Source organism: Blautia sp. MSK17_66 (genome assembly GCF_020538025.1).
In the GTDB taxonomy this organism is placed as follows: Bacteria; Bacillota; Clostridia; order Lachnospirales; family Lachnospiraceae; genus Blautia_A.
In genome coordinates, this window is sequence record NZ_JAJBNQ010000001.1 from 151,131 (window position 1) to 163,762 (window position 12,632).

Annotated in this window: 10 protein-coding genes; 3 read left to right on the top strand and 7 right to left on the bottom strand. The window is 43.1% G+C overall.

The annotated features are described in order from the left end of the window. Positions 1-85 precede the first annotated feature (85 nt). The 3 genes from LIR34_RS00715 (at position 86) to LIR34_RS00725 (ending at position 2,362) form a co-directional block, all read left to right on the top strand. On the top strand, positions 86-472 hold the full coding sequence (locus tag LIR34_RS00715; protein WP_173901566.1) for a DUF6483 family protein: 387 nt from the start codon (positions 86-88) through the stop codon (positions 470-472). 19 nt (positions 473-491) lie between these two features. Then, positions 492-1,133 (top strand): orotate phosphoribosyltransferase, encoded by a 642-nt coding sequence (locus tag LIR34_RS00720; protein ID WP_161285044.1) that lies wholly within the window; start codon positions 492-494, stop codon positions 1,131-1,133. Positions 1,134-1,210: 77 nt separating this feature from the next. Then, positions 1,211-2,362, top strand: coding sequence for a DUF4317 domain-containing protein (locus tag LIR34_RS00725; protein ID WP_173901565.1), 1,152 nt, complete (start codon positions 1,211-1,213; stop codon positions 2,360-2,362). 59 nt (positions 2,363-2,421) lie between these two features. On the opposite strand, the gene LIR34_RS00730 is transcribed toward LIR34_RS00725, so the two are convergent. The 7 genes from LIR34_RS00730 to glgB all read right to left on the bottom strand — a co-directional run bounded on the left by LIR34_RS00730 (position 2,422) and on the right by glgB (position 12,519). Beyond that, on the bottom strand, positions 2,422-3,897 hold the full coding sequence (locus LIR34_RS00730; RefSeq protein WP_173901564.1) for an FKBP-type peptidyl-prolyl cis-trans isomerase: 1,476 nt from the start codon (positions 3,895-3,897) through the stop codon (positions 2,422-2,424). A gap of 170 nt (positions 3,898-4,067) precedes the next feature. Further along, on the bottom strand, positions 4,068-7,388 hold the full coding sequence (gene mfd, locus LIR34_RS00735; protein WP_173901563.1) for a transcription-repair coupling factor: 3,321 nt from the start codon (positions 7,386-7,388) through the stop codon (positions 4,068-4,070). Beyond that, a complete protein-coding gene (pth, locus tag LIR34_RS00740) occupies positions 7,385-7,963 on the bottom strand; it encodes an aminoacyl-tRNA hydrolase (RefSeq protein ID WP_173901562.1) in 579 nt (192 codons plus the stop codon). Before pth ends, mfd begins: the two co-directional genes overlap by 4 nt. A gap of 20 nt (positions 7,964-7,983) precedes the next feature. Next, a complete protein-coding gene (locus LIR34_RS00745; RefSeq protein ID WP_173901561.1) occupies positions 7,984-8,937 on the bottom strand; it encodes a TIGR03943 family putative permease subunit in 954 nt (317 codons plus the stop codon). A gap of 21 nt (positions 8,938-8,958) precedes the next feature. Beyond that, positions 8,959-10,116, bottom strand: a complete 1,158-nt coding sequence (locus tag LIR34_RS00750; RefSeq protein WP_173901560.1) for a CobW family GTP-binding protein — start codon at positions 10,114-10,116, stop codon at positions 8,959-8,961. Between the two features lie 183 nt (positions 10,117-10,299). After that, positions 10,300-10,533: a polya polymerase gene (locus LIR34_RS00755; protein WP_161285037.1), complete on the bottom strand. Its 234-nt coding sequence runs from the start codon at positions 10,531-10,533 to the stop codon at positions 10,300-10,302. 99 nt (positions 10,534-10,632) lie between these two features. Then, on the bottom strand, positions 10,633-12,519 hold the full coding sequence (gene glgB, locus LIR34_RS00760) for a 1,4-alpha-glucan branching protein GlgB (RefSeq protein ID WP_173901559.1): 1,887 nt from the start codon (positions 12,517-12,519) through the stop codon (positions 10,633-10,635). Positions 12,520-12,632 lie beyond the last annotated feature (113 nt).

Sequence of the window (12,632 nt, forward strand, 5' to 3'; positions counted from 1 at the left end):
TTTGTGGTAATCTAAAGATAGATATTTTATGAAATCGTGACTGTTCACCAGACTGGCAGCTGCACGATTCAGAAGGGAGAAACAAATGCTTCAGGATGATTTTATACTTCGCCAGATCCGTGAAATGATTCATGCAGTTATGAGGATGCTTTTTCAGGTAAATGCATCTGAACTGTCCCCGGAGGTGATCGAAGATGCCTCTGCCAGAACAGTACTTGAGGAACTGCTTGCTTTAACAGATGAGGGACGGATCGATGAAGCAGAGAACCAGTTATATGAAATGACCTGTGATGGTGACCGCCAGAATCTGGAGATCGGCCTTCTTTTTTATTATAATCTTAATGGAAAGGACGATGACTTCCTGGAAGCCCACAATTTCAGCCGTGAAGAAATCATGACCGGAATCCAGGATCTTGCTGACCGTTATCAGCTCAGTGGGATTGCAGAAGCATTCCGCACAGAAATCTTATAATATTTTAGGGAGGGATTTTATGGAATCAAAAATGACCAAAATTTATGCTCGCAGCAATAAGAAGATCCAGCTCAAGGTTTATGCTGGACATTTTGCAACGCCGCAGTCTCACATCACCCACTATCTGGATCTCACTACCATGCGTTCCAGAAGTTCTGAGGCAATGCGCATCGCGGAAGCACTGGCTGCCAACTACGAAACAAGTATTCCTGTCGATACGATCATCTGTATGAGCGGACTGGAAGTTGTCGGAGCTTATCTGGCAGAAACGCTTACCAGAGCCGGTGTTTATTCCATGAATTCTCATCAGACTATTTATATCACTTCACCGGAATACAATAACTCCGGACAGATTATCTTCCGCGATAACATTCAGCCAATGATCCGTGGCAAAAACATCCTGATCCTGGATGGCTCGATCACTACCGGAGAAACTCTGTCCCGTGCAATTGAAAGTATTTTGTATTATGGCGGTGCGATCCGCGGCATTGCTTCCATTTTCAGTGCAGCTACCAGCATTGCCGGTCTGCCGGTTTACAGTATTTTTAACCATCAGGATCTTCCGAATTATGGTTCTTATTCTGCTGCAACCTGTCCTTTATGTGCCCAGAAACAGAAACTGGATGCACTGGTAAACGGTTTTGGTTATTCCAAAATCTAACTTGTAAAAAGGGCCTTATGGCCCTTTTTTTCTGACCAGAAATACTTTTTATATTTTCAGATACAAGGAGTTTGTTTATGAATAAAAAAGAAATATCCGAAATCAAGAAACAATTCACACCCAACAACTGTGCTATTACACGCATCTGCGGCTGCTATGTTGACGGAGAAAAAAACAAAAAAACCAAACTGAAAGAAGCATTTCTTTCTCTTTCTGAAGAAGAAATGTTCAAATACTTTGAAATCTTCAAAAAAACACTTTCCGGTACCGTCGGCAAAAACCTCATCAATATGGACTTTCCTCTTGAACAGGAAAAAGAAGGAGGTACTCAGGAATTCCTTCTTCGTCTGCGAGGAAGTAAACTCCAGGATGATTCTATTCTGGAAGAGTTTTATGATAAGGTTATCCAGGCTTATGATTACGGGGAGAATTATTACATCATCCTGATCCATGCCGTATATGATATCCCCGGCAAGTCCTCCGATGGCCAGGAAATGTTTGACGCCTCTGATGAAATTTATGATCACATTCTGTGCAGCATCTGTCCTGTAAACCTTTCCAAGGCAGGGCTCTGCTACAATGCCAAAACCAATAACATTGAGGATCGTATCCGTGACTGGATCGTAGAAATGCCTGACCTTGGATTTCTGTTCCCTGTATTCAATGACCGCAGCACAGATATCCACGGACTTCTCTATTACTCCAAAAATGCAGAAAAACTCCGCAGTACTTTTGTAGACGAACTGTTTGGCTGTGAGACTCCGCTTTCAGCCGGTGGACAAAGAGATTCCTTCAATGCCCTTGTAGAGGAAACCCTGGGGGAAGACTGTGCTTATGATACTGTCATGAACATTCATGAGAAGTTAAATGAGTGGATTGAATCACAGAAGGATTCTCCTGAACCGGCCGTTCTAACCAAGCCGGAAGTAAAACGTCTCTTCGAAGAATGTGGTGTCGAAGAAGAAAAAATGGAAACCTTTGACCAGTGTTATGAAGCCACTGCCGGAGAAAATGCATCTCTCATGGTGTCCAACATTACTAACACCCGCCGGACGGAAATCAAAACCCCTGACGTTGTCATCCATGTGGACCCGGACCGCGCGGCACTAATTGAAACCCAGATCATTAATGGACGTAAATGTATTGTCATCCCAATGGAGGGAGATGTTGAAATCAATGGTATTCATGTGACAGGAAGTTTTTCTGAGGATAATAGTGAACAACTTTAACATATTTCCATTTAAACAGCCCCGCAGCGAATGCTGCGGGGCTCGATTTTTACAGTTTTTTATTCATAAATTCCATTCACAGTAACATCAAATACTGCTTCTTTTCCGGCAAGATCTGCCGCGCCGTAATCATCCGGGAAAGTTACGGTTACTTCTACTTCATCTCCTGGATGAGCTCCTACGAGCTGATCTTCAAAATCATCAATATAACTTCCGGAACCAATCTCAAGGTCTGTTCCCTGTCCATTAGTACTTCCGCCATCGAAAGCTGTTCCGTCGATCTTACCTACATAATCAATATTTACAGTATCTCCATCCTTAACTGTCAGAGATGTATCTGTACTGTAGGAAGGTGCTTCCGTAGCTTCCGGTGTTGTTGTGGTATCTGCTGCTTCTGTTACCTCCGGAGTTTCTGTAACCTCCTCAGTCTCAGCAGCTTCCTCCGTAGGAGCCGGTGTTGCAGTCGGTGCAACATATTTATGATTGTCTGTTACTTTAAGAGTCTTGAGAACTTTCTTTTCTTCTTTGATGTCTGCATCATCCAGCCACTTCTCTGTAGTGTCTGTATACAGTGTCTGCTCTCTTGTAGAAATGATGCTTTCTTTCTTGGTCTCTGTCGCTTCTTCATCATCCTTCTTGTCCAGTTTTACAACATAATATGCTGTATCTGTTTCGATGATATCGGAGGCAACCTCTCCATCATCGAGTGTCCGAAGAACATCGATCACTTCCTCCGGATAAGTACCGCTGTAAGAACTGCTGTCCTCATCTGCATCTTCGTCATCTGTGTCCTCATCCTCACTGGTCTCGTTTGCATCAAAGGTACCACTCAGGGAAGAATAAGAATCATCTACAGATTTGGCGATTTCACTGAAATCTCCATCCGGATCTGCCTTAAGGCCATCCAGGATCTTCTGTGCATCTTCCTTCTTTTCTTTGATCTCATCATCACTTAAATCCGCTGTGCTGACGCTGACATACTCAAAAGAAGACTGTTGTGCTTCCTCATCGGAAACATTCTTGTCTACATCTGCAATGATCGGATCATGGATCTTCTGTTTGTAAGTCTGAAGTTCCAGATAAGTCTTAACCTGATCTTCTGTCACTGCCAGATCTGCAATCGTTTCCTCAGAGTTTGCTTCCATAAATGAAGCTGCTGCTTCTGCAATCGCCTTCTCATCCTCATCTGTCAGTTCAACATCATAGTCTGCTGCCTTTGCTTTCATGATGTACATAAGCTCTACATCCTTGAGAGATTCTTCTACAGCCTGCTCTCCGTAGGTTTTGCCTTTCTCTGCTTCTGTATCCCAGATATCAAAATCAGAGCCGCCCATATAACTTCTGTACATAGCTTCTGTCTGCATCTGACCTTCTCTGACAGAAAGACTTACAACTCCCAGTGGAATCTTTGTTCCATCTACTGTAGCAACCGTCTTGCTTCCGTCTAATTTCTTCTCACCGCATCCGGTAAGCATCCCTGCAGCCATAATACCTGCCATAGCAACAACGGCTGTTTTCTTTGTCATTTCTTTCATATTTTCCTCCATGATTGCCTGTAGGCAATAACCTAATAGTATGAGTATAAACTTTTTTCTCTTTGAGGGCAAGGATATTCCTCAAGAAACCATGTTTTTTCACAAAATAGACACGTTTCTCCTGCTGTTCCCTTAAGTCAGGATTTATTCTGTTGCTGTGAACAGTTACTTTATTCTTCCACCAGCTTTTCCAGTTCATTCAGAAAATCGGTGAGGGCTGTCAGAATATTTCCGACCGGAGTCAGAATGAATTTCGGTTCTTGCTCATTTTTAAACTGAAGCCCCCGCCTGTATTTCTGCATCAGTTCCGGAAATCCTGCCGGATTCAGCTTTGCACGTTCATACAGCGTGATCTTCATATCTTTTCCTGTCTGCTTGATCTCCGTCACATAACTCCTGTGTGCAAGTGCCTTGAGTCTGGCAATCGTCAGAAGGTTTAATACTGCCTTCGGCGGCTCCCCAAAACGATCCAGAAGCTCTTCCAGCATATCATCATAATCCTGTGTTGTTTCAATGCCTGCAGTTCTTTTGTAAATATCCAGTTTCTGATACTCATTACTGATATAGGTATCCGGAATGAAAGCATCCATGTTCAGATCGATCGTTGTTTCAAAATCTTCCATTGTATGGATTCCTTTTGCTTCTTTTACTGCCTCGCTGAGCATCTTGCAGTAAAGATCATATCCAACCGCATTCATATGACCATGCTGCTCTGCGCCAAGAAGGTTTCCTGCTCCACGCAGTTCAAGATCCCTCATGGCGATCTTGAATCCACTTCCAAGATCTGTGTATTCTCGGATCGCTGACAGTCGTTTTTCTGCTGTCTCTTTAAGCATTGTATTTCTGCGGTACATTAAGAATGCATACGCAGTACGATTGGAACGTCCGATTCTTCCCCGAAGCTGATAAAGCTGCGAAAGCCCATAACGATCCGAATCATGGATGATCATCGTGTTTACATTCGAAATATCAAGTCCTGTCTCTATGATCGTTGTAGAAACCAGCACATCGATCTCCCCATTGATAAATGAATACATGACGGCCTCCAGTTCTCTCTCACTCATCTGTCCATGTGCAAAATCAACTCTCGCATCTGGAATAAGTTTAGAGAGACGTGCTGCCACATCTGCAATGTCATTCACCCGGTTGTATACATAATAAACCTGTCCGTCTCTTCGAAGTTCCCTGTTGATCGCCTCCCGGACAGTTTCTTCATCGTATTCCATAACGTAGGTCTGAATTGGAACACGATCCATAGGCGGCTCTTCCAGAACACTCATATCACGGATTCCGATCATGCTCATATGAAGAGTTCTTGGGATCGGAGTTGCCGTCAGTGTCAGTACATCAACGTCTTTCTTAAGCTGTTTGATTTTTTCTTTATGGGCAACACCAAATCTCTGTTCTTCATCGATGATCAGAAGGCCCAGGTTTTTGAATGTGACATCTTTTGACAGCACTCTGTGCGTTCCGATAATTATGTCAATCTGTCCTTTTTTCAGATCTGCAATGGTTTTCTGCTGCTGGGACGGTGTACGAAAACGGCACAGAAGATCCACTCGCACCGGAAACTCATTCATTCGCTGTACAAAGGTATTATAGACCTGCTGTGCAAGAATAGTAGTCGGTACCAGATAGACGACCTGACGGCTCTCCTGAACGGCTTTAAACGCCGCACGAAGGGCAATCTCTGTCTTGCCATAGCCTACGTCCCCGCATACAAGACGATCCATGATCTTGGTGCTCTCCATATCTTTCTTGGTATCCTCTATCGCAGCAAGCTGATCCTCTGTTTCCTCATAAGGAAACATCTCCTCAAACTCCCTCTGCCATACCGTATCCGGTCCACAGACATATCCTTCTTTTTCCTGACGGACCGCATAAAGCTCCACCAGTTCCTTCGCGATATTCTGAACAGCACCACGAACTCTGGATTTTGTTTTTTTCCATTCCTGACCACCAAGCCGATTCAGCTTCGGCGGTCTGGCAGTTTCTGACCCGGCATACTTCTGCAGGGCATCAAGCTGCGTGGCAAGTATATACAGATTGCTTCCATTACGATATTCAATCTTGATATAATCCTTCGCAACCTTATCTACTGCAACCTTCTCAATGCCACGATAAATGCCCAGCCCATGCTTCTCATGAACAACAAAGTCTCCAATAGAAAGCTCTGAGAAATCCTGAATCCGCTTTCCGTTATATTCTTTCTTTTTCTTTCGCTTCTTCTGCTCTTTTCCAAAAATATCCGTCTCGGTGATAACTGCAAATTTAATAAAAGGATATTCAAATCCTCGACGGGCATGCCCATATGCAACCATGATCACACCAGGTTCCAGCACATGATCAAAATCTTTTCCGTAAAAGGCACTCAATCCCTCATCCTGAAGATCCTTCGCAAGACGCTCTGCCCTGGTTCTGGATCCTGAAAGAAGTACAATCTGATATCCCTGCTTCTTATACTGTTTAAGATCCTTGACCAGAAGTGAAAAACTACTCTGATAGGAACTCACAGATTTCACTGTCAGATTAAACTGTTCTGTGATCTTCCAGTCCGCCCGTTTGGGTTCCATAAGTGACACGGAAATACAGTTTCGGTCATTCAGCTTATGTCTCAGTTTTTCCCAGCTGCACATCCAGCTCTGGGAAAGATTTCCCTCCCCTTTCTGCTGACGGTTCTCGCAGCTCTGACGAAATTCTTCTTCTACTGCTTTTGCATTTTCCTCCAGACGGTTCGGCTCATCCAAAAACACAAGACTGTTCTCTTCCGAAAAATAATCCAGGAAAGAAACTCCACCCTTTTCGACAGGCTGCTCTATAGCAGGATAGATGGTAATTTCATCAAGATTTTCCAGAGAACGCTGGCTCTGCGAATCAAATGTACGGATGGAATCAATCTCATCTCCCCAGAGTTCAATTCTCCACGGATTCTCTTCTGTGAGAGAATAGATATCCACAATCCCACCTCGAACAGAAAACTGTCCGGGCATCTCAACCTGACCCACACGCTCATATCCCATATGAACAAGTGCATCCTTGAGCTTATCCATATCCAGTGTACTGTCATTTCGGAAATGAAGCAGCTGTTTTTCAATTTTATCAAGCGGCTGAAGATAATCCATGCATCCATCTATACTGGTGACAACTGTAATATCCTCTTTCTGCTCCAGCAATGCCTTAATAACGCACATCCTCTGACGGATCAGGAGATTTCCATGAATATCTGCCTGAAAAAAAAGCAGATCCTTTGCAGGGTAATAATATACATTCTTATCATAAAAACGATAATCTTCATACAGCTCTTTCGCAGCTTTCTCATCTTCTGCCAAAATCAGATGAGATGGAAAAAGCCCGGAAAGCCCATATATAAAATGAGCTTTCTGGGACTCCATACAACCACTGATCTCCAGTATTCCACGATTATTTTTTGCCTGTCTGCATATTGCTTCCATCTCTGCAAGATTCTGCAGAGGACGCAAAAATGTTTTCATACAACCTCCAGTTTTTTGTTGTATTCATTCATGGCAGCATCCGGGCCGTCCGACAAAATCAGTTCTACTGCCTTGCATGCCCGTTCCTGTGCCTCATCAACGAGTTTGCGGTCTTCTTTTCCAAATCTGCCAAGAACATAATCTGCAAGATCCCATCCCTTTGGCTTTGCACCTACCCCAACTTTGATACGTACAAATTTCTGCGTTCCCAGTTCCTGGATGATATTCTTGATTCCATTATGTCCTCCGGCACTGCCCTTCTTACGGATCCGAAGCTGTCCCGGATCCAAATCAATGTCATCATAGATAACGATCATCTCTGTCTCCGGATCGATTTTGAAGTAGTTTGCCATCTCCCGTACCGGACCTCCGCTGAGATTCATATAAGACAGAGGTTTCATAAGGAGAGCCGGCTGCCCTCCGATGATACCTTTTCCATACATGGCATTAAACTTCACACCGCCCTGGGGAACCTGGTATTCTTCTACCAGTTTGTCAATCACATCAAATCCCATATTGTGGCGTGTTGCTTCATACTGCCTTCCGGGATTTCCCAAACCTACAATCAAATACATTCAAATTTCCTCGCTTAGTTTTAATTAAAGTAAACCATCTCATCTGCCAGCGGTTCGCAGACTTCTACATGATCTGCATAAAGAACGATTCCCTCTTCTCCCTGATACTCGTTTCTTCTCTCCACACCAATTTTTGCGGTAACTTCTACCCATTCTCCTGGATTCAGCTTTGGTGCATAGGCACTCTTGCATACATAGCCAAGAAAAGTGGTGTCATCTGCACAGCAGGTCATAGCAGTACGTCCCGGAACAAAGAATTTACTTCCCATTCCACGCGGCTTCATGACTCTGGCTTTAAATTTGACCGTTTTGCCTTCATAATTTTCCGGATGATCCATGGCATCTACAAACCAGATACCATAATCCTCAGGCAGAATATCGATCACCGGTGCATTTATGTCAAATGGCATTTCATCCTGGAAAATATCTCCAAGTTCACCTTCTTCATCTTCAAAGATAACTTCTGCTCTCTGGTTCGCAACCTTGATTCCACGACGATATGTCGGGAGTGGATCGTCCTCCTTACAGCGATTAAAAATAACCATATCGCTGTTTCTTATCATATCCATAAAAATGGATTTCATGTTTGCCATATACATCTGGAAGGTACTGGCATCTACGCAGGTGATCTGCTGTTCTACCCCCCAGCCCTGTGGAAGCTGCATTTTTTCGAAGTCACTTACAAGCCACATTCCATTATATTCAATGATAACTCGTTCCGGCTGATGAAGAATATCCATGGCAACCAGTCTTTCAGTTGTAAAATCCTCTTTATTTTCGATAATTTCCACAACTGTATTGTTTGCTTTCAGTGCAGCCTCATCGTATTCTTCCTCACCCTCTTCGCAGAGAATCAGAAGAGTTTTTCCGTCTGTGTGAAAATAATCCTGCTGAATAGTAAAATTCAGAAAAGAAGTCTTTCCACTTTCAAGGAAACCTGTCATTAAATAAATCGGCACTTTGATTTCTTCCATTGTCTGTATGTTCCTCCGTTATTACAGGCCAAAAAGTTCAGCCAGTTTATCCTCTTTAAGTTTTGAACCGATCACGCAGAGACGTCCTGTATATTCCGGTGCCCCCTCGCGGATCTCTGTTTCTTCCGGAACCATATCAAAATAGATCCATGTTCCGTCTTCTGCCGGAAGCATTCCCTTTGCACGAAGAATAACTCCATATTCTTCTGTCTCTGACAGAGTCTCAAGAATTTTCTCAAGATTCTCTCTTGTATATTTCTTAATTGTCTCGCGTCCCCAGCTTGTAAATACCTCATCTGCATGATGATGGTGATGATCATGGTGATCATGTCCACATCCACACTCATGATCGTGATGATGATGCTCATGCTCCTCGTGTTCATGGTCATGGCCGCATCCGCACTCATGATCGTGATGATGGTGCTCATGCTCCTCGTGTTCATGGTCATGGCCGCATCCACACTCATGGTCATGATGATGCTCATGTTCCTCATGATCATGATGGTGATGACCATGTTCATGAACATGTCCACATTCCGGGCATACTTCTTCTTCCATCATTTCCTGCTCCAGTGATACCGGATGTTCCATAACCTCCAGGATTTTTGCACCCTCCAGTTTTTCGATCGGTGTAGTAATGATAGCTGCCTTTGGATTAATTTCACGAAGAAGTTCCATTGCGGCCTGAGCTTTTGCCTCATCCACAATATCTGTACGGCTCATGATGATCGCACCGGCATATTCTACCTGATTATTGAAGAACTCACCAAAGTTTCTCATATACATCTTGCATTTCTTTGCATCAACAACCGTTGTATAGCTGTTAAGTACCAGACCTGTTTCTTCTTCAACACCCTGAACTGCTTTGATAACATCTGAGAGTTTTCCGACGCCGGATGGCTCGATCAGGATTCTGTCCGGATGATATTTGCTGATCACCTCTTTGAGAGATGCGCCAAAATCTCCTACCAGTGAGCAGCAGATGCATCCTGAATTCATTTCACGGATCTGGATTCCCGCTTCTTTAAGAAATCCGCCGTCGATTCCAATCTCTCCGAATTCATTCTCGATCAGTACAACCTGCTCGTCTTTAAACGCATCCTTGAGGAGTTTTTTGATCAGAGTTGTTTTACCGGCTCCAAGAAAACCGGAAATAATATCAATTTTTGTCTTTTCCATGGTATATTCATATCCTTTCTTAATACAGTGTTTAGCAAGGCTAACTCCAAACGTAGCTTGACCAGGAAGTGCATGCACCCCCTGGTTAATTTTGCCATGCATAATGCCAGTGGGGACATGAACCAGTCACGCCCCCACTGTGTTTATCATTACCGTTTACAGTAATGTTATTCATTCCTTTGATCAGCCGTTGATCATGAAGCTCAGAAGTTTATCAATATCTTCTTTCTCATAAGCAACGATTTCCAGTTCCGGGATCTCTCCACCGGAGAAAATATTTGCCAGAGATACATACTGGGATAATTTGGATTTCAGATTCAGTCTGTCTCCCTCACCTGTTACAAGTTCTACTCTTCCTTTGCAGCTGTCTACTACTTCAAAAAATTTGTCGATATCTTTAATGTTGGATACTTTCATTTTTATTCTCCTTTCGAGATTTTAATCAATTAGTTGCTTTCTAATTCGCGTTCAGTATAAACCATATTTTTGCAAATTGCAATGCCTTTATAACAAAAATTAGTATGTAAACACAGCAATTCCATATGCCGGAAGCGGATATGCAAAAGAAAACTCTCTGTGATCACATTCCTTTGCCTCTGCCTTAAATACTTCCGGTTTGTCCAGAAGACCGTGTTCATCCATGATAAGTTTGTACTGTTTATTCTTCGGAACGCCAACACAATAATCTGTACGTTCTACCGGCGTATAATTTACAACGAACAACAGATTGTTTCGTTTGGTAGGTGACTTACGTACCAGACTGAATATACTTCTGTCTGCATCATCTGCATTGATCCATTCAAATCCATTCGGATCATTATCTCCGGCATAAAGTGCAGGATATTTCTTATACATATGGAACAGTGTTTTCACAAAGTTCTGCAGATCTTTGTGATTGTCTTCTTCCAGAAGATACCAGTCAAGTTCTCTTTCTTCACTCCACTCTCGAAGCTGTCCGAAGTCCTGTCCCATGAACAAAAGCTTCTTGCCCGGATGGAAGATCATAAATGCATACGCGGCCTTCAGATTCTTGAATTTGTCATCCGGATAACCCGGCATCTTATTCAGCATAGAGCATTTCAGATGAACAACTTCATCATGGGAAATAACGAGTACATATTTCTCGCTGTATGCGTATGTCATGGAGAAAGTCATCTTGTTATGATTTCCTTTACGGAAATATGGATCCAGCTTCATATATTCCAGGAAATCATTCATCCATCCCATATTCCATTTCAGAGAAAATCCAAGACCATCATCCTCTGCCTTACCGGTAACCTTAGGCCATGCTGTAGATTCCTCTGCGATCATGACCGTACCATGATTCCTTCCAAGAACAACCGTATTCAGATGCTTAAAGAACTCTATCGCCTCAAGATTCTTATTGTCACCATATTTGTTGGCAACCCATTCGCCGTCTTTCTTGCCATAATCCAGATACAGCATAGATGCCACTGCATCTACACGAAGTCCGTCTACATGACATTCTTCGATCCAGTACAGTGCATTTGCGATCAGGAAATTCTTTACTTCCGGTCTTCCATAATTATAGATCTTGGTTCCCCAGTCAGGATGCTCTCCCTGTCTCGGATCTTCATGTTCATATACAGCAGTTCCGTCAAAATTGGCAAGTCCATGTGCATCCTTCGGGAAATGTGCCGGAACCCAGTCAAGAATAACACCTATCTTATTTCTGTGCAGATAATCCACCATATACTTAAAGTCCTGTGCTGTACCATATCGTGATGTCGGTGCGTAATATCCTGTCACCTGATATCCCCAGGATCCGTCAAACGGATGCTCTGCAATTCCCATAAGTTCTACATGCGTATAGCCCATTTTCTTAACGTATGCAGCCAGTTCATGTGCAAATTCGCGATAGTTATAAAATCCCGGATCATCCTCATTTTCTGCCGGATGTTTCTTCCAGGAACCAAGATGAACCTCATAGATTGCCATTGGATCACGCTTCTCGTCAAACTCCTGACGTTTCTTGATCCATGTGGTATCTTTCCATTTATAATCTGTAATATCTGTGATCCTGGATGCCGTTCCCGGTCGGAGCTCTGATTCATTTGCATATGGATCTGCCTTATAAAGTTCCTCACCATGATAGCCGACTATAAAGAACTTATACAAATCTCCAGCCTTGGCACCTGGAACAAAAAGCTCGTATACTCCAATCTCTCCTACTTTATTCATAGGATTCGCCTGGTTATCCCAGTTATTAAAATCTCCAATGACAGAAACAGATCTGGCATTTGGTGCCCATACTGCAAAATAAACGCCCTTTTTACGGCGCTGTGTCGTAGGATGTGCTCCTAATTTCTTATAAATGTCATAATGCGTTCCCTGTCCAAACAGATATTGATCCAGTTCTGTAAACTGCATTTTCTCTCCCATCCAGAACTTCCTCCTTAATATACACTCTTTCTTTCAATCCTCTATCAGTTTCTTTATGGTTTCTGACAGAGCAGATCCATACTGGCTGATTTTATATTCGCATATTTATCGGT